This window comes from Endozoicomonas sp. ALD068 (assembly GCF_049310145.1).
In the GTDB taxonomy this organism is placed as follows: domain Bacteria; phylum Pseudomonadota; class Gammaproteobacteria; order Pseudomonadales; family Endozoicomonadaceae; genus Endozoicomonas_A.
The window spans coordinates 1,931,758-1,951,259 of the sequence record NZ_JBLYNU010000004.1 but is presented as its reverse complement, the minus strand read 5'-3'; the positions used below and the strand labels follow the sequence as shown (position 1 = coordinate 1,951,259).

Genomic DNA, 19,502 nt, shown 5'->3' with positions numbered 1-19,502 from the left:
CGATGACAAGTTCCCTGCTCCAAATCAAAGACCTGAAAGTCCGCTTCAATCAGAGCGGTGGCAGCAGCGATGCGGTAAAAAACGTCAGTTTTGAACTGTTTCCCGGAGAGACGCTGGGTCTGGTGGGTGAGTCCGGCTCAGGTAAATCCATTACAGCTCTGAGCATACTGCAACTGCTTCCTGAAAATGCCAGTCACCAGGGCGAGATAGTGTTTGCTGGCAAAAACCTGTTGGCTCTGTCAGAAAGAGAAATGCGAGGCGTTCGGGGTCATCAGATTGGTATGATTTTCCAGGAGCCCATGACCGCTCTCAATCCACTGCATACCATAGAGAAGCAGATCTGCGAAGTTCTCAGTCTGCATCTGGGAATGCGCCCTCAATCTGCCAGTCAGCGGGCTTTGGAGCTGCTTGAACTGGTGGGCATTCAGGAGCCCGCCAAAAAGCTTTCAGCCTATCCTCACGAATTGTCCGGTGGCCAGCGCCAGAGAGCCATGATTGCCATGGCACTGGCCTGCGAGCCAAAGGTCCTTATCGCTGATGAGCCCACCACGGCACTGGATGTCACCGTCCAGAGGCAAATCCTGACACTGTTGGCAGAGTTGCAGCAGAAAATGGGTATGGCTATTTTATTTATCAGCCATGACCTCAACCTGATCCATCATGTTTCCCATCGAATTTGCGTCATGAAAGATGGAGAACTGGTGGAAACCGGTGCCACAGAAGCGGTTTTTAATCAGCCAAAACATCCTTATACGAGAGAGCTGCTCAATGCTGAGCCTTCAGGGGCTCCTGCTCCTGTCTCTGATGAGCAACATAAGGTTATCGAAGGACAGGACATCAGGGTCTGGTTTCCAGTCAAAGCCGGATTCTTTCGAAGAACGGTTGACCATATCAAAGCCGTCACCGATCTTTCCATCTCAGTTGCAAAAGGTGAAACACTGGGTATTGTCGGTGAATCCGGTTCTGGAAAAACCACATTGGGCATGGCCCTGCTGAAGTTGCAGGAAAGTCAGGGTCAGATCTACTTTGAAGGTGAAGCCCTCCACCTCCTGAACCAGAAACAGTGTCGTCCATACCGACGACAGATGCAGGTTGTTTTTCAGGACCCCTATGGCAGTCTGAGTCCGAGAATGACCATAGCCGATATCATTGGCGAAGGACTCGATATCCACCAGCTGGCCAGCAACAGTGAACGGGACGATCTGATCATAAAAGCCATGACAGAAGTCGGTCTTAACCCTCAATGGCGGCACCGTTATCCCCATGAGTTTTCTGGCGGACAGAGACAGCGTATTGCCATAGCCAGGGCCCTGGTTCTGAAACCCGGGCTGATTATTCTTGATGAGCCCACTTCGGCGCTGGACAGGACTGTCCAGTCTCAGGTGATTGAGCTGTTGAGAGACCTGCAGAAAAAATACAACCTGAGCTATATTTTTATCAGCCATGACCTTGCTGTAGTGAAAGCTATGAGCCACAGGATTCTGGTGATGAAAGACGGTGAGATTATTGAGCAGGGATCAACTGAACAGATCTTTCACCATCCGCAAACAGGATACACTCGCGAGCTGCTTGAAGCCGCCTTCGAAAGTCATCAGCGGCGCTGATTCCTGACAGGAAAAACAGTCTGCATTCTGAGAGTATTTCATCGTTCTTTTATGAAGAAGATGAAATACTTCACTCCCTGATTCATTGTCATCACTGGCTTTTCAACTATCTTCACTTCACCTGCAGACGAATCCCGTCGGAGTAAGCAGCATGTCCCTGTTTGAACATTACCAGCAAAGATATGACCTGACCCAGGAAGAAGAGATGAGCCTTCAGGCTTTCCTGGAACTGTGCAAGAATGAACCCGGAACCTACGCCAGCGCCGCCGAGCGTATTCTTGAGGCCATTGGTGAGCCGGAGCTTATCGATACTTCCAGAAACCCGAGGCTCAGCAGAATTTTCTCCAATAAGCTGATCAAACGATATCCGGCGTTTGATGGCTTCTTTGGTATGGAAGAAGCCATTGAACAGATTGTTTCTTACTTCCAGTACGCCGCCCAGGGACTGGAAGAGAAAAAGCAGATTCTCTACCTGCTTGGCCCGGTGGGCGGTGGTAAGTCGTCTCTGGCAGAAAAACTGAAAGAACTGATAGAAAAAGTGCCCTTCTATGCCATCAAGGGGTCACCGGTGTTCGAATCACCGCTGGGTCTTTTCAACCCGGAGCAGGACGGAGAGCTGCTGGCGAAAGAATTCGGTATACCCGGTCGCTGTCTGCGCTACATTATGTCCCCATGGGCTGTTAAGCGCCTTGAGGAATACAAGGGTGATATTACCCGATTCAGAGTCGTCAAACTCTACCCTGACCGACTGAAGCAGATTGCCGTTGCCAAAACCGAACCCGGCGATGAAAACAATCAGGATATTTCCAGTCTGGTAGGCAAGGTGGATATACGACAACTGGAAGAGTATTCCCAGGATGATCCGGATGCCTATAGTTTCTCGGGGGCGCTCTGCAGAGCCAACCAGGGCGTTATGGAATTTGTCGAAATGTTCAAGGCGCCCATCAAGGTACTCCACCCTTTACTGACAGCCACCCAGGAAGGGAATTACAACAGCACAGAAGGTCTTGGCTCCATTCCTTACGAAGGCATTATTCTTGCTCACTCGAACGAATCGGAGTGGCAGGCATTCAGAAACAACAAAACCAATGAAGCTTTTATTGATCGCGTCAATATAATCAAAGTGCCCTACTGCACCCGTATGAGTGAAGAGATAAAAATTTATCAGAAGTTGCTTGAGCACAGCTCTCTGAACAAGGCCCCCTGTGCCCCGGACACATTGCGGATGCTTGCTCAATTCAGCGTTTTGTCGCGAATTGTTGATCCGGAGAATTCTTCCATTTACTCGAAGATGCGGGTTTATGACGGCGAGAATCTCAAAGACACCGATCCCAACGCCAAATCGCTACAGGAATACAAGGATGCCGCTGGCGTTGACGAAGGCATGGAAGGATTATCAACCCGTTTTGCTTTCAAGATTCTCTCAAAGGTCTTTAATTTTGACCCTACCGAAATAGCAGCTAACCCGGTTCACCTGTTGTACGTTCTTGAACAGCAGATTGAACAACAACAGTTCCCTGAAGCGTTGGAAGAGCGTTACATCGGCTTTCTCAAGGAGTATCTGACGCCAAGATACGTTGAGTTTCTGGGTAAGGAAATACAGACGGCTTATCTGGAGTCCTATTCTGAGTATGGCCAGAACATATTTGATCGCTACATTACCTACGCGGATTTCTGGATTCAGGATCAGGAGTTCAGGGACCCGGATACCGGGCAGATTCTTGACCGTAAGGCACTGAATGATGAGCTGGAAAAAATTGAGAAGCCAGCGGGCATAGCCAACCCGAAAGACTTTCGCAACGAGGTGGTGAATTTTGTGCTCAGGGCCAGAGCTGACATGCAGGGCAAGAATCCTATCTGGCTCAGTTATGAGAAGATGAGAGCCGTGATTGAGAAAAAGATGTTCTCCAACACCGAAGATCTGCTGCCGGTCATCTCTTTCAACGCCAAGGCTTCTCATGACGACCAGAAGAAACATGCCGACTTTGTAGACCGCATGGTCCAACATGGCTACACCGAAAAGCAGGTCAGGCTGCTGTCTGAATGGTACATCAGGGTCAGAAAGTCCCAGTAGCCCGGCAAGTGACCGTCATGAGTATCATCATTGATCGACGCCTGAACAGCGGCAAAAAAAGTACCGTTAACCGTCAACGCTTTCTGCGACGGTACAAAAACACCATCAAAGAGTCTGTAAAGAAGCAAATCAACCAACGCTCGATTACCGATATGGAGCGTGGTACGGATGTCACTATTCCCAGGAAGGATGTATCAGAACCGGTCTTTCATCATGGCGATAATGGTCGCAGACAACATGTTCATCCCGGCAACAAAGAGTTCCACTCAGGTGACAGGTTCAAGCGCCCAGAGGGTAGTCAGGGTCAGGGGGCAGGTGAAGGCGAAGCCAGTCATCAGGGTTCGGGCATTGATGACTTTGTCTTCCAGATCAACCGGGATGAATTTCTTCAGTATCTCTTTGAAGATCTGAAGCTGCCCAACCTGATCAGGAAAAACCTGATGGACACCACCGAATACTCTCTCAGGCGTGCCGGATTCACCTTGTTTGGCTCTCCTGACCGGTTGAATGTCGTGCGTTCACTCAGGGCCGCTAATGCCCGCAGAATTGCCCTTTTTGGCAAGGAACGCAAATTGATCAGGGAGTTGAAGCGTCAACTCAGGGAGCTTGAGGTACAACCAGGTGGTCGTGACAGGGAGAAGGAAGAGGCGCTTCGCCATCAAATCACTGAATTGAACAAAAAGCTGCGTCGGTTGCCGTTTATTGACGACTTTGATCTGCGCTTTAACAATCTGGTGAGGGTGCCACAACCTTCCAGCAAAGCCGTTATGATCTGTATCATGGATGTCTCGGGTTCCATGACCCGGGAGATCAAGGATATCGCCAAGCGGTTTTTTCTTTTGCTTTACCTGTTTCTGGAAAGAAATTATGAAGCCACTGAAGTGGTTTTTATAAGACATCATTCCCAAGCACGAGAATGTAACGAACAGGATTTTTTTTACGCCAGAGAAACGGGAGGTACCATTGTCTCTTCAGCACTGGTGCTAGCCAGGCAGATCATTGATGATCGTTATCCATCGGCAAAATGGAATATTTATGTTGCTCAGGCCTCAGATGGCGATAACTGGGACAGCGATAACCCACTCTGTCATGACGCCATTACCCGGAAGCTTCTGCCTCTGGTCCAGTATTTCGCCTACGTAGAAATCGCCAACCGGCATCAGAACCTCTGGCATACCTACAAAGACATCGAAAAAAACTTCAGTGAACAGTTTGCTCAGCAGCAGATTCGTGACCAGAGCAATATCTATCCGGTCTTCCGACGTCTTTTCGAAAAGAAAGTGGAATAGCCATGACTCGCCAGTACCTTTCAACCGGTTCCGAATGGACCTTCGAATTGCTTCATGCTTATGACAGGGCCATTGGTCAGCTGGCAGAAAAATTTAAGCTTGATACTTACCCGAACCAGATCGAAGTCATTAATTCGGAACAGATGATTGATGCCTACGCTTCAGTAGGCATGCCCCTGATGTACCATCACTGGAGTTTTGGCAAAAAATTTCTCACCAACCTTCAAAACTATCAGCGCGGCCACATGGGCCTGGCCTATGAAATCGTCATAAACTCTAACCCCTGCATTGCCTACCTGATGGAAGAAAATTCCATGGCCATGCAGGCGCTGGTGATTGCCCATGCCTGTTATGGTCACAACTCTTTTTTCAAAGGCAACTACCTCTTTCGCCAGTGGACCAATGCAGACTCGATTGTCGATTATTTATTGTTTGCCAGGAACTACATTTATCAGTGCGAAGAGAAATACAGTGTGGATGCCGTTGAAGAGATGCTTGATGCCTGTCATGCGCTGATGAACCAGGGGGTCAATCGATATATGCGCCCTTCTGCTATTTCTGCAGAAATGGAAAAAAATCAGGCACGGGAAAGAGAAGAATATATCCAGAGAAATATCAATGACCTCTGGCGTACGGTCCCGACCAAAAAGGAAGACCCTGCCAAATTGAGAAGACGTTTCCCTCCGGAGCCGGAAGAAAATATTCTCTACTTTATTGAAAAAAACGCCCCACTGTTAAAAACCTGGCAGCGGGAACTGATTCGAATTGTCCGTAAGATAGCCCAGTATTTTTATCCTCAGCGACAGACCCAGGTCATGAATGAAGGCTGGGCCAGCTTCTGGCATTACACACTGATGCATCAGCTCTTCCGGGAAGGTCTGATAAACGAAGGCTACATACTCGAGTTTCTGCATTCCCACAGTAATGTCGTGTTTCAGCCGGATTTTGATGATCCACGCTATTCCGGCATTAATCCTTATACCCTGGGCTTTAATATCTACCGGGACATTCGCCGGATATGCGAGCACCCTACTGAAGAGGACCGGCTCTGGTTTCCTGACCTGGCGGGCAGTGACTGGCTGAAAGCTATCCATCACGCCATGGTTCAATACAAGGACGAGAGTTTTATACTCCAGTTCCTTTCACCCAAAGTGATGCGGGATATGAAGTTATTTTGCATTGATGACGACCACAAAAAAGCCTTCCTGGAAGTCAGCGCCATACACGATGAGTCAGGTTACAAAGCACTCAGGGAGGCATTGTCCAATCAATACAATCTGGGTAATCAGGAGCCTAATATCCAGGTTTATGATGTTGATGTAAGAGGAGACCGCTCGCTGACCCTGATTCATTCCATGCACCTAGGTCAGAACCTTCACGCAGGAACTGCTATGGAAATTCTCAAACACCTGCACCTGCTATGGGGGTTTGACGTACGGTTGAATTCCGTGGACGCTAAAGGTGTGGTACAGCACAGTTACTGTACCTCGGAAATACACTGCACCCCCTGAAAAAACTCATCAGATGAGCTTTTTCAGGACGATAGACTAATGCCTGTTATTGAAGAGGCAGGGTCTTGTGGTGATTACCGGTCATGTGTTGCAGAATACGATTGACCTGGCAGCTGTAACCAAATTCGTTGTCATACCAAACGTAGAGTACGCAGCGGTTACCATCAACAATGGTGGCCTGACTGTCAACAATACCCGCATTACGGTTACCGACAAAGTCACTGGATACCGCTTCAAAAGAGGTCACGTAATCGATCTGCTTCTTGAGATCAGAGAACAGCGCCATCTCGCGGAGATAGCTGTTAAGCTCTTCAACGGTAGTGTCTTTGGACAGATTCAGGTTCAGGATAGCCATGGATACGTTGGGAGTCGGAACCCGAATGGCATTACCGGTCAACTTACCCTGCAACTGAGGCAGCGCCTTTGAGACGGCCTTTGCAGCTCCGGTTTCAGTGATCACCATGTTCAGGGCAGCACTGCGACCACGGCGGGAACCTTTATGGTAGTTATCAATCAGGTTCTGGTCATTGGTGTAGGAGTGAACGGTTTCCACATGGCCATTCTCAACACCAAATTTGTCGCAGATCGCTTTCAGTACGGGTGTGATCGCATTGGTAGTACAGGATGCAGCAGAAATAATCTGATCTTCATCGTTGATGATGTCATGGTTAACACCAAACACAACATTTTTCAGATCGCCCTTGCCCGGGGCAGTCAGCAGAACCCTGGAAGCACCGTTAGACTGAAGGTGTTGACTCAGACCTTCCTGGTCACGCCATACACCGGTATTGTCTACGATGATAGCGTTGTTAATACCGTAGCTTGTGTAGTCGATGGAATCCGGAGAGTTGGCATAGATAAACTGGATCGCCACACCGTTGGCATAGATAACGTTGTTCTCTTCATCCACACTGATGGTGCCATTGAATGAACCATGGACCGAGTCACGTCTCAGCAGACTGGCACGCTTTTGCAGGTCGTTTTCCGCGTTGCCCTTGCGAACAACAACCGCTCTCAGATTCAGACCGGAACCACCCGCTCGTTCAATAAGAATACGAGCCATAAGGCGACCAATACGACCAAAGCCGTAAAGAACAACATCTTTATCATCATGGTCATTGCCATTCTTGCCATCCACCAGCCCGGAGACCTGACTGTGAACGTACGCTTCCAGGGTCTGATTGCCTTCACTTTTTTCGTAGCCGGATGCCAGCTTGCCAATATCAATTCTGCCCGGAGCCAGGTTCAGCTTGCTCAGCAATTCAATGACAGGGAATGTCTGACGGACACAGAGGGCAGAACCTTCTACCTGGCGGACGTATTTGTGAGATTTAAGGATGTCAATCACAGAACGGTTGATGATTGAGCGGCCATAGATTGAGGTCACAACGTTGTTTTCGCGATACAAGCGGCCGATCAATGGAATCATGGATTCGGCTAAGGCTTCACGTTCTCTCCAGTCCTGAAAATGGTCTTTTCCCACGGTTCCAATCCTGTAATTTTTATGCACTCAAGGCTGTCAATCAGCTCAAGGCTGTTTACTTCTGGCAGACTGTTACCCGAAAGCAACCGACAGATTACTTCAAACAACATTGGTCTGCGTTTTTTGGCCTTTCGGCTCTGGGGCTATTATCCAGAGTTCACCTCCACTTGGCAACAAAGTACAACAAACTTTAACACTGCGTTTAATCATTCTTTCGATACATAAAAGACTGTTGCTGCGCCAGTGCATGGTATCTGGCGCCCCGAGCAGCTACAATTGCGGGTCTAGCGTATAAAGAACAAACCACCTTTCATGTCGCAGGCCAACTTGAAATCATCTTCTTTCCAGCTTCCAGAGACTCCGGGGCATAAAACCTTCTGGGGTCATTTAAGCCAGTCAACAAGCTCATACGCCATAGCCAGTGCCGCCCGGTCAACCCGCAGGCCGCTTCTGGTTATTACCCCGGATTCCGCTCAGGCCAATGCCCTTGAAGAAGAACTGAGTTTCTTCCTAAAAGGTGATCGGTCCACCCGGATTCTGCACTTTCCCGACTGGGAGATACTGCCCTACGATGCTTTTTCTCCCCATCAGGACATCATTTCCCAGCGGCTGAAAACCCTGTATCGACTGCCTCGCAGCGAAAAGACCCTGCTGATCATCTCGGTTTCCACCCTGCTGCACCGACTCTGTCCCCGGGATTATCTGGAATCCAACTGTCTGGTTTTGAAGCGGGGTGAAACCTTTGTACTTGCCGAGAAAAGGCAACAACTGGAACAGGCGGGTTATCGTTGTGTTGAAACAGTCTACGAGCATGGTGAGTTCGCAATTCGGGGGTCGCTCATGGATATCTTCCCCATGGGTTCCGATACCCCCTACCGGATTGACCTGTTTGATGATGAAATCGATACCCTGCGAATTTTTGATCCGGAAAGCCAGCGCTCCATAGAACAGGTTGATCATATAGAACTGCTTCCAGGTCATGAATTCCCAATGGACAAGACCTCCAGAGATCGCTTCCGCAGTCTGTTCAGAGAAGCGTTTGATGTGGATCACCGTGAGTGTCCCGTGTATCAGGACATAGGACAGGGAATGGCAAGCCCGGGTATTGAATACTACCTGCCCCTGTTTTTCGAAAAGACAGCCACGCTGTTTGATCATTTGTCCACTGACACAACGATCATTCAATATCAGGGCGTGCAGGAAGCGATTGAACACTTCTGGCAGGATCTGACGGATCGCTACGAAAACCGGAAAGTCGATAAACACCACCCGCTTCTGCCTCCCGCAAAGGTTTTAATGCCTTCAGAAGAAATCAACCGGGCTCTGAAACAATACCCGCGTATTATCCTGTCAGCTGAGCATGTTGATGCCCCGGACAGCTTCAACCTTGATCACCAGTCATTACCTGAGCTGACCCTGAATGCCCGAGCCGACCACCCTTTAAAGCCTCTTGAAGACCTGATCGAGTCAGGACCAAGGGTTCTTCTGGTGACCGAGAGCGCGGGTCGCAGGGAAGTCCTGCTGGAAATGCTGGCCCAGTCCGATATTCGCCCCGATACATTCAACAGCTGGGATACCTTCCTGAGCAGAAAAGAGACGCTGGGGATTACCCTGGGTACTTTAGCATCAGGATTCTTTCTCAAAGATCTGAATATTGCCCTAATTCCGGAATCCCTGCTTCTGGGCCAGAGAGTTATGCAGCGCCGCAGGCGAAAAGGCGATACCCAGACCGATACCGATCAAACCATCCGTAACCTGACCGAGCTGAGAGAAGGTGCTCCGGTCGTCCATATTGATCATGGCGTAGGACGCTATCGTGGGCTTCAAACCCTGTCCGTTGATGATCAGGAAACCGAATTCCTGACCCTGGAATACGCCAGCGAAGCTAAACTCTACATTCCTGTCGCTTCTCTGCATCTTATTGCCCGTTACACCGGCACGGATGATGAGCTTGCTCCTCTGCACCGTCTTGGCAGCGAACAATGGTCCAGGGCTCGTCGCAAAGCGGCTGAGAAGGCCAGAGATGCTGCAGCGGAGCTACTGGATATCTACGCCCGACGAGAAGCCAGAAAGGGCTTTGCCTTTTCGGCACCGGATCAACAGTATCATGCATTCACGGCCGGCTTTCCGTTTGAGGAAACACCGGACCAACAGCAGGCAATTATCAATGTCATAAAAGACATGTCTGAGGGTAAACCCATGGACCGACTGGTCTGTGGTGATGTCGGTTTTGGCAAGACAGAAGTGGCTATGAGAGCAGCCTTTCTGGCAGTCCAAAGTGGCAAGCAGATAGCGATCCTGGTCCCGACCACCCTGCTGGCTCAGCAGCATTACGAAAGCTTTCGTGACCGTTTTGCCGACTGGCCCGTTGAAATCGACGTAGCCTCACGTTTCAAATCGGCAAAGCAAATTCAAGGACTCAGGGAGAAAGTCGCAGAAGGCAAACTGGATATCATTATTGGTACCCACAAACTGATTCAGGGTGATTTCAAGTTCAAAAATCTGGGCCTGTTGATTATTGATGAGGAGCACCGCTTCGGAGTCAGGCACAAGGAAATGCTGAAATCCCTGCGTTCCGAAGTTGATATTCTGACTCTGACGGCTACCCCGATCCCACGGACACTTAATATGGCAATGTCGGGTATTCGCGACCTGTCAATCATAGCCACGCCACCTGCACGACGGCTGTCAGTTAAAACCTTTGTTCGACAAAACGATCAATTACTGGTCAAAGAAGCCATTCTGCGTGAGCTATTGCGCGGCGGTCAGGTCTATTACCTGCACAACGAAGTTTCCAGTATCGAGAAAGCGGCTGCTGATTTGCGGGAGCTTATTCCTGAGGCACGTATTGCCGTCGGTCACGGTCAGATGCGTGAAAGAGAGCTGGAGCAGGTCATGTCCGACTTCTATCACAAACGACATAATATCCTGGTCTGTACTACCATCATTGAGACAGGTATTGATATACCGAATGCCAATACCATTATCATCCACCGATCGGACAAGTTTGGCTTGGCACAATTGCACCAGTTGAGAGGTCGGGTCGGTCGATCTCATCATCAAGCCTATGCTTATCTCTTGACACCTTCACCAAAATCCATGACCAGGGATGCTCTGAAAAGACTGGAAGCCATTGCCGAAGCCCAGGACCTGGGAGCTGGCTTTATGCTGGCATCCAATGACCTGGAAATACGGGGAGCGGGTGAGTTGCTGGGTGAAGATCAGAGTGGGCAGATTCAGAATGTTGGCTTTACACTCTATACCGAAATGCTTGAGAAAGCAGTGGAAGCGATCCGAAAAGGTGAAACACCGGACCTGGACAAACCTTTACAGCAAGGCAGCGATGTGAACCTGCGGTTACCCGCACTGCTTCCGGAGGACTATATTCATGATGTTCATAACCGACTGATTCTCTATAAACGAATTGCTGCAGCGAAAAACGACGAAGATCTGAAAAACCTTCAGGTTGAACTGATTGACCGATTCGGCCTGTTGCCGGAACAGACCAAGAACCTCTTTCGGCAGACCCGTCTCAGGTTAAGAGCCGAGAAAATGGGTATCATTAAAATTGATGCAGGTGCCAGCAGTGCCCGAATCGAATTTAATAGTCAACCGGACATTGACCCCATTGCGATCATTCAGCTGATTCAATCTGAGCCGCACCTATACAAACTGGAAGGTAGCAGCGTGTTGAAGTACAGTGGCTCCATGGAAAAAGGCGAAGCACGATTCAAGCTGCTTGAGCAACTACTGGATCGACTGACCCCATGATCGACTGGCCCCATATACCTCGGCAGTGGCAAACGGCTGCACACCAGACTGAAGGTCTGAGAGTTTCAGGATTGAGCAGGGATTTTATGAAACAAAAAGCGATCGGCACCCTACTTCTGAGCACAATCTCCATGACAGCCATTGCCAGTGAGGATACGCAGTGGTACCAGGCCGACATGATTGTATTTTTGAACGAGCAGAGTGCCAGTGACAATGAGAAATGGCCTGATATTACGGCTCACCCTCTTCCCGCTGACACCATTAAACTAAAATCCTACAACGCCGGGGCGGACGCAAAAGGAACCTCTTCTGATCTCACTGACTTTCTGGATCGTCCTGACAAAAAGCCTGCAACAGATCTGGAGCGGGATGCCTTTGTGTCCCTGCCCTACCCATCACACTTGTTGCAAAGTGAAAGCAGTGCCCTGTCCAAAAATGGTGGCTACCGGATTCTCGATCAAAAAGCCTGGCTGATGCCGCTCAGGGAAGGCAAAAGTTCGAGGCCAATCAGGATAGGCAACTACAACACACAAAGTAAAAAACCCAGTATGTTGGAAGGTACCGTTACGATCAGCTCCAGTCGTTATCTGCATGTAAAAGTTAATCTCTGGTACAGCGAACTGGCATGGGAAGCACTGGCAAAAAACATGGAGAATGTTCAGCCGCACCCGGAGTCTCAAAAGAAACCAACCCTGGATAAAAATCTGCAACTGGTCAGGGCACCTGACGGTCAGCCCATGAAGATTTCCCGTAATTTTCATTTGCAGGAAAGTCGCAGAATCAAAAACAGTGATGAGGTTCAGTACCTGGACAGCCCGGTCATCGGTGTTCTGTTCAAACTGACGCCCTATAAAAAGCCGGATAAACCTTTGCTACCTGAAATGGAAGCTGACCAGGAAAAAAGCCCGGAGCCAGGGATACTACCCGGAATTGTCGATCAGGAAGGCAGCTGATTCGGAGTAATACCCATCGTGCTTTCTAACCCGAGACAAGGCGGCGTGGAAAGTTCGATTGGTATAAAAAGAGCTGTCAGTGGCGCAGCTCTTTTTTCATGATAAAGCTGTTCTTGTCCTGGTTTGACTCATAGGTCACCTGATCCATCAGCTTGTTCACAATGTGTAGACCACGGCCACTGCACAACCAGGCTTCAGGATGCTCAGGATCAACGACCATTTCAGTCTTATTCTGCATGACATCGTCCGGAATACTGTGTCCCCAGTCGCTAACAGAAATATTCATCATGGTCTTGTCCAGATTGATACACACTTCCACCGGATGGCCCGCTTCATTTTCGTAAGCATGCTCAATGGCATTGTTGACAATCTCTACCAGACAAAGCTCTAGCCGATTAATTTCAACAGGAGAGAGAGTGGTCATGGCACAGACACCTCTGACCGCCATAGCCACCAGCGTTGTATTGGATAACTGGCTGTCGATTTCCAGCTTCAGCACCTGTGACATGTCAGCTCCCTTTAACAGCCTCAGCCACTGAACCATGGAGTTTGAACAATTTATCCATGGACGTAAGATCAAACAGATCCTGCACCGCAGGTTGTGCAGAAGCCAGACTGAGTGACCCCTTACCCGACAATTTCTTAAGACCCGCTACCAGCACGCTCAAGCCTGTGCTGTCCATAAAACGCACTTCGGCAAGATCTATAACTATGTCGGATTTGCCGTCTTCAATCAGATCAAACACATAGGTTTTAAACGCTTCGGCAACGGAAGCATCAAGACGGGACTCATCAATCCGGACCACTGTAATGTGGCCTTCCTCGTGGTGTTCAAACGCCATGCCATCCTCCTGGCTTTCAGGGTTTCCATTCCAGTAACAGGTAGGTCACATCGTCATCGAAACGGTCCAGCTCACTCCAGTCTCTGACATTTTTCTCTACCTGGTCAATAACCGATTTTAAATCTTCTTCTAAAGTATCTTGCAGGCATTGCAGCAAACGGGCCTCACCAAACTGTTGACCTTCAGTGTTTTCACATTCTGTGACGCCGTCAGAATAGAGAAACAGACGGTCACCCGGCTGAAACTGCAAAGTGCAGGAGGTGTATTCCATATCCGGCATCATACCGATGGGCACGCCTCCACCCGCAACGGGCTCTACAATGGCTTTATCACGATGAATCCATAAGGGTTGCGGATGACCCGCCTGGGATAATGTGACTTGACCTGTGCGACTATTGATAAGTCCATAGGCAATGGTGAAATAAAGCATCGATTCCGGTGTCAGCTGAAACCGCCTGTTCAGTGAGGCCAGAACTTGTTCGGGCGCACGCACCTTATTGAATGGCTCATAATCCAATGTTTCCCTGACGATGGAGCCTCTGCCCGATGTTTCTGAGAGAATATTATTCAGAGTAAATGAAAAGAGCGCTGAGGGAATACCATGCCCGGCCACGTCCAGTTGATAGAACCCTAAGGTTTCACCATCAATAGCCTGATAACCAAACATGTCCCCGCCCAGTATTTTGCTGGGCTGGAAAAACCAGTCAAAAGAAACATGTTGTATGGTCGCCGGTTGAGCCAGCAAAACTTCCTGGGCTTTGGCCGCCGATTCAAGATCTTTTTCAACGGTCTGAATCGCTTCAACCAGGCGTGTATTTTGCAGCTCGAGCTGCCTCTCAAGTTCGATGATACGAATCCCTGCTTTCAGGCGGGCAGCCAATTCATCAAAATTAACCGGCTTGGCAAGAAAATCATCCGCCCCGTCATTCATGCCTTCAACAACTGCCTTATGATCTGCATTACCGGTGAGCAGGATAAAATAAATATAACGTCCAAGATCTGTTTTTCGGGTCTGCCTGAGCAGTTCCAGACCATCCATCTCAGGCATCATCCAATCGCTGATGATAATTCTGACATCCTGATGTTCCCGCAGAATCTCCAGAGCCTGTCTACCATTCTCGGCCTCGAGTACCTGGTGCCCCTGCTTTTTCAATACCACGGAGAGCATCAAACGCTGGTCACGAGCATCTTCAACGATAAGAATATTCATTTAGCCTTTATCGGCCGGGCCTTATTTCATCTTAATCAGTGGCTATCATTATCGGGTGAGTTACCTGACTCTGGTTCAGCATTCGCTTTATGAATCACTTTCATCACCGGATAGGCGAACTCCGCTCCTGCTTTTTGCACTGCAGAAGCAATGATCAACATGATGCTTTCCTGGACCCTGACAAAGTCCACTCTGCCCTTGGGAATGACATGCACCCGGACCTGACACTCCAGTGATGAATCCCCATATTTAAGAAACCTTGCATAGTGGGGCTCCGAACAATCCAGCTCGGGATGCTGAAGAAATTCTGTCGTGATCTGATTCATGACGGCGGGGATCTTGTCCAGATCCTCGTAGCGAATACCAAAGTTTTCAACAACCCGGCGGTTACGCATTCTGGATGGATTTTCCAAAACGATACTGGTGAAGACCGAGTTCGGGACAAACACGGGTCTGCGATCAAAATTTCTTATCTGGGTCAAGCGCCAGCCAATATGTTCTACATGGCCTTCTATCTGTCGGTCCGGAGAACGAACCCAATCGCCTTCTTTAAAGGGTTTATCCAGCATTAACATCAAACCACCAAAGAAGTTGGCCAACCATTCCCTGGCAGCCATACCCACAATCAAGCCGCCTACGCCACCAAAAGTCAGCAGCGCGGAGAGCGAATAGCCCAACTTTTGCGCCAGAATCATCACCGCCAGAACAATCAGAACGATATGAAAAAACCGTGACAGGGTTCTGGCCAGGTCGAGATCTTTATCTTGAACGCCCGAGATCTCGGCAATGTTCGGTAACTGCCTGATGAGTCTCAGCAGAAGCCAGAGTGGAAGTAATACTGAGCAGACAGCTTCTGATGTGGCCAGCCAGTCATGGCCTTCTTCTTCACTATGATCAACAAACCAGTGAGCGAGGTAAAAAAAACATAACAACCACGGAAGAAGCAACAACGGAGGACGAAAAGCTGAGGCCAGACAGGCTCTCACCGATTGATTCTCAGATTGAGCCCACCGACTGAGAAGGAAGTGGCTGAACCAGGAAACGATAACAGCAGCCACAAGCGCTGTCACTAAATCGACATTCTCCCCTTTAAGAAGACCCTCCCAAAACATTGCCTGCTCCTCGCACAAGAAAACCCCACGGTAAAGGAGATATCGGCCATCGCCTTCCCGGTTATATTCAGACCATTGAAATTATCCTCAAGGGATAAAAGCTGGACGAACATACTTTGATTTCAACACTGAAGGGTTGAAATCAATCTATCATAGCTCGTTCAGCCGTTTTTGCCGGTGTCTGTTTCAACTTGCCGAGCCACTCTTGCGGGACATCAAGCGTCCGGGTCGGGAAGGCAATATCAGCACCATGAGAATGGATAATAGCCATTATCCTGACCAGGACATCCTGTTTAACCCTGAGGTACTCTGCCCAGTCTCTGGTACATGTAAAGCAATAGACTAAAATATCGAGGCTGGAGGGTCCAAAGGCATTGAGCGATACGAGAAGAGTCTTATCGCTGGCGATTTCATCGTTGTCGTTCAGATACTGCCGTATTTCCTCGACGATCACCTCCACCTTCTGGCCATCCTGATACCTCAGGCCAACAGTTTCCTTGATCCTTCTATTTTCCATTCGCGATGGATTCTCAACAGAAATGCTGTTGAAAGTGGCGTTGGGAACGTAGAGTGGTCGCTTATCAAATGTCTTGATGCGGGTTTCTCTCCAGCCAATGTATTCCACAGTGCCTTCAATGTTTCTATCCGGCGAACGAATCCAGTCACCAACCCGGAAGGGTTTATTCAGGTAAATCATCAGACCACCAAAGAAATTGGCCAGCATATCCTTAGCGGCAAAACCGACTGCCAAACCTCCCACACCACCAAATGCCAAAAGACCTGAGATACTGTAGCCAAGTGACTGTAATACAGTCAGAAAACAGATGATGATGACCACAATTCTGCTTAATCTGCCAATCGCTACTACAGTCGTTGGATCATTAGACCGATCGCCTGCCAGTTCAGGATTCAGAAAGTTTCGCTCCAGCTGACGAATGAAACGGATAATGCTCCAACCCGCCAGAGTCAGGATAATGACATCCCTGAGATTATTCAGACCATCAATTAACTCAGAATCCGTAGCCTTGGCAGCTACACCAACAACCCAGCAGAAACCAATAACCCAGATCAGCAGGATCACAGGGGTTCTCAGTCCCCTGATAACGGCATCATTCCAAGGGGTAAGGGCTGCACGACCATCTCTGGAAAGATGAGCAAACACTCTGGACAAGATCAGATGGATAACGCCTGAAATCAACAGGACAATAACGGCCTGAATAACCCATTGAGGAATATCCAGTTCATGAAAAAAAGGGTGAGAAAGAGACATTATCAGACTTCCGGATAGAAAACGGGACACTTAACACTGAGAATGATTTCATTCCCACAAGGTTGAAATCATTCTATGGACGTTTTATGGCAGATCAGTTAAATCGTTCAGAAAGATAATCCAGTCTGTCCTTGCAACTAAGATAGCGATCCATGGTCACCAGCTCTTCCAGAGCTCGACCGCCACGGGCCTGAAGAGATGAAAGATCAGGCGTAGAGAAAGAAGACCGTTCAAGCCAGGGCAGAACTTCCCGGACACCCTCCCTGCTGCTTAATAACAATAAATCACAACCCGCATTCAAGGCTTTTTCGACCCGGACAGTGTAACTTCCGGCTGAAGCTGCACCCTCCATGGTCAGACAGTCACTGATCACTAAGCCATTAAAGCCGATCTGTTCTCTAAGGATGTCTTTCAACCAGATTGATGAAAAACCACAAGGCTGATCATCTACTTCAGGAAAAACAATGTGAGCGGGCATAATCGCTTCTATGCCCTGCTCTATCAGAGCTTTGAATGGCACCATATCTTGCTGCTGGATGGCATCCAGCGCACGACTATCCCTGGGCAGGGTCAGGTGAGAATCTTCGTTAACACTGCCATGACCGGGAAAATGTTTACCTATACAGGGCATTCCTGATTCACGGACACCACTGAACCATGCACCGGCCAGTTTAATGACGGTTTCTGGCTCACAGCCGAAGGCACGGTCGCCCACTATATCTGTAAGACCCAGATTAAGATCCAGGACCGGAGCCAGACTCATGTCAAGGTCGCAGGAGAGTATTTCTTCAGCCATAAGCCAGCCACAATCCTCAACCAACTCCAGGGCTTTCTGGGGATCACATTTGAAATAGCTGGCATAACGCTCTGCAGGCGGCAAACGGGTAAAATCGTTTCTGAAACGCTGAACCCTGCCACCTTCCTGATCCACCATCAGAATCAGGTTTTGTCTGATGCTTCTTATGTCTCTGACCAGATCACACAACTGTTTACGATCGTGAAAATTCCGGGCAAAAAACAACACGCCGACAACACCGGGATGCAGGAGTAATTCCCGCTCTTCAGGCTGGAGGGTCTGACCTTCAAGGTCGATTATCAGAACGCCATTATTTTTCGCATTGTTATGATCATGCCTGTACATACTTTTCTTGCTCTCCTGACCCGTCTGAATGCGATAAAACTACTTTGGCAGAATATCAATAGTAGTTCCCGGAAGAACCCGGTCAAATAAATCAATCATGTCACGACCATGCATCCTGATACAGCCTCTTGAACCCGGCTCGCCCATCACAGCGGTATCGGGTGATCCGTGGATATAGATGTAGCGTCGCATGGTATCGACCTTTCCCAGACGGTTGTAGCCGGGTTCAAGACCGCTTAACCAGAGAATTCTGCTTAAAATCCAGTCCCGACGTTCAGAGTATTGTTGTAATAGTTCGGGTGAATAGATCTCACCCGTGTATCGCCTTCCCACAAAAACCGCATGGAGAGGGAGGCCCTCACCGATTTTCGCACGAATAATATGACGCCCCAGTGGAGTCTGCCAGCTACCTTCCTGCTGCCCTGTTCCTTTACTGGCGGTGGATACAGAGTAACAAATCGTTTCTGCACCCTTTTGCAGCAGCTCCAGAGTCTGCGAGGCAATTCTAACATTAATGTGCACAGATGAATCTCGTATTGACTGGTTTCGCTTTGGCTCAGGCTCGAGAGCCAGCAACTCGAATAAATATTATCGACCATTCTTATAGGTGGCATGAGCACGCAGACCAGCTGCCATAAATGGCACCATTCTTCTCATAATGTTCTCAAGATTGTCATCAATGTCATAATCTCTCTGGGCAATGGAGAGAAGTGCATCGGCGCCAGATACGGAAAAGACAGCAGAGCCAAGACTGAAATAGGTACGCCAGAATTTATCGGCTATCGGAAGGTCAGGACAGGCCCTGAACAACAACTCAAAGTATCGGCTGAAGACGGTTCCATAAGTTTCCGTCAGATAACGCTTCAAATGCCCCTGGTTCTGTGTGAAAGCCAGCCCCATGAGTTTCATAAAAATAGAGATGTCATCGGGCCTTCTGGGTTTTACAGCAAGAATATGGTCAACAAGTATCTCAAGCACAGCCTCAAGATCAGGTGGCTCACTCTGATCGGACCACTCATCCAGAGTGGTATCCAGCCCTTTCATAAAGGGGTCCAGAAAACGGGCAAAAACCGCCTGTATCAGCGCTTTTTTGGAACCAAAGTGATAGTTCACTGCAGCCAGATTAACCCCTGCCTGTTTTGTAATGGTTCTTAAGGAAGTCTCTGAGAAGCCATGTTCAGCGAAGAGCAGTTCGGCTGAATCCAGAATTCTTTCGACAGTTGAAAGTTGTGCCATGGTACA

The 19,502-nt window shown here is 48.9% G+C and carries 15 protein-coding genes; 6 read left to right on the top strand and 9 right to left on the bottom strand.

Annotated features, from left to right (window positions below; genetic code table 11):
* Nucleotides 1–2: 2 nt before the first annotated feature.
* The 4 genes from ACO6V5_RS06935 (at nt 3) to ACO6V5_RS06920 (ending at nt 6,478) form a co-directional block, all read left to right on the top strand.
* Nucleotides 3–1,604, top strand: coding sequence for an ABC transporter ATP-binding protein (locus tag ACO6V5_RS06935; RefSeq protein ID WP_422408886.1), 1,602 nt, complete (start codon nt 3–5; stop codon nt 1,602–1,604).
* Between the two features lie 151 nt (nt 1,605–1,755).
* The gene (locus tag ACO6V5_RS06930) at nt 1,756–3,678 is read left to right on the top strand and encodes a PrkA family serine protein kinase (RefSeq protein ID WP_422133752.1); all 1,923 of its coding nucleotides are present in this window, start codon (nt 1,756–1,758) and stop codon (nt 3,676–3,678) included.
* Between the two features lie 17 nt (nt 3,679–3,695).
* Complete coding sequence (locus ACO6V5_RS06925; RefSeq protein WP_422133753.1) at nt 3,696–4,967, top strand: YeaH/YhbH family protein; 1,272 nt, start codon at nt 3,696–3,698, stop codon at nt 4,965–4,967.
* Nucleotides 4,968–4,969: 2 nt separating this feature from the next.
* On the top strand, nt 4,970–6,478 hold the full coding sequence (locus tag ACO6V5_RS06920; RefSeq protein ID WP_422133754.1) for a SpoVR family protein: 1,509 nt from the start codon (nt 4,970–4,972) through the stop codon (nt 6,476–6,478).
* 46 nt (nt 6,479–6,524) lie between these two features.
* Here ACO6V5_RS06920 and ACO6V5_RS06915 read toward each other — a convergent pair whose 3' ends face one another.
* Nucleotides 6,525–7,961, bottom strand: coding sequence for a glyceraldehyde-3-phosphate dehydrogenase (locus ACO6V5_RS06915; RefSeq protein WP_422412191.1), 1,437 nt, complete (start codon nt 7,959–7,961; stop codon nt 6,525–6,527).
* 327 nt (nt 7,962–8,288) lie between these two features.
* Here ACO6V5_RS06915 and mfd point away from each other — a divergent pair, with 327 nt between their 5' ends.
* On the top strand, nt 8,289–11,732 hold the full coding sequence (gene mfd / locus ACO6V5_RS06910; protein WP_422412189.1) for a transcription-repair coupling factor: 3,444 nt from the start codon (nt 8,289–8,291) through the stop codon (nt 11,730–11,732).
* Nucleotides 11,729–12,685, top strand: a complete 957-nt coding sequence (locus ACO6V5_RS06905; RefSeq protein WP_422133757.1) for a CsiV family protein — start codon at nt 11,729–11,731, stop codon at nt 12,683–12,685. The genes mfd and ACO6V5_RS06905 overlap by 4 nt, the downstream gene beginning before the upstream one ends.
* Nucleotides 12,686–12,761: 76 nt before the next feature.
* Here the strand turns inward: ACO6V5_RS06905 and ACO6V5_RS06900 are convergent, their stop codons facing one another.
* The 8 genes from ACO6V5_RS06900 to ACO6V5_RS06865 form a co-directional block, all read right to left on the bottom strand.
* Nucleotides 12,762–13,193: an ATP-binding protein gene (locus ACO6V5_RS06900; protein ID WP_422133758.1), complete on the bottom strand. Its 432-nt coding sequence runs from the start codon at nt 13,191–13,193 to the stop codon at nt 12,762–12,764.
* Between the two features lies 1 nt (nt 13,194).
* On the bottom strand, nt 13,195–13,527 hold the full coding sequence (locus ACO6V5_RS06895) for an STAS domain-containing protein (RefSeq protein WP_422133759.1): 333 nt from the start codon (nt 13,525–13,527) through the stop codon (nt 13,195–13,197).
* A 16-nt stretch (nt 13,528–13,543) separates the two neighbouring features.
* Nucleotides 13,544–14,737: a PP2C family protein-serine/threonine phosphatase gene (locus ACO6V5_RS06890; protein WP_422133760.1), complete on the bottom strand. Its 1,194-nt coding sequence runs from the start codon at nt 14,735–14,737 to the stop codon at nt 13,544–13,546.
* A 35-nt stretch (nt 14,738–14,772) separates the two neighbouring features.
* Nucleotides 14,773–15,849 carry a mechanosensitive ion channel family protein gene (locus ACO6V5_RS06885; RefSeq protein ID WP_422133761.1) on the bottom strand — a complete coding sequence of 359 codons (1,077 nt, stop codon included), beginning with the start codon at nt 15,847–15,849 and terminating at the stop codon, nt 14,773–14,775.
* 142 nt (nt 15,850–15,991) lie between these two features.
* Nucleotides 15,992–17,119, bottom strand: a complete 1,128-nt coding sequence (locus tag ACO6V5_RS06880; RefSeq protein ID WP_422133762.1) for a mechanosensitive ion channel family protein — start codon at nt 17,117–17,119, stop codon at nt 15,992–15,994.
* Between the two features lie 94 nt (nt 17,120–17,213).
* Nucleotides 17,214–18,260, bottom strand: coding sequence for a beta-N-acetylhexosaminidase (gene nagZ, locus ACO6V5_RS06875; protein ID WP_422412185.1), 1,047 nt, complete (start codon nt 18,258–18,260; stop codon nt 17,214–17,216).
* A 39-nt stretch (nt 18,261–18,299) separates the two neighbouring features.
* A complete protein-coding gene (locus tag ACO6V5_RS06870; RefSeq protein ID WP_422412183.1) occupies nt 18,300–18,782 on the bottom strand; it encodes a L,D-transpeptidase family protein in 483 nt (160 codons plus the stop codon).
* Between the two features lie 66 nt (nt 18,783–18,848).
* A complete protein-coding gene (locus tag ACO6V5_RS06865) occupies nt 18,849–19,496 on the bottom strand; it encodes a TetR/AcrR family transcriptional regulator (RefSeq protein WP_422133765.1) in 648 nt (215 codons plus the stop codon).
* Nucleotides 19,497–19,502: the final 6 nt, after the last annotated feature.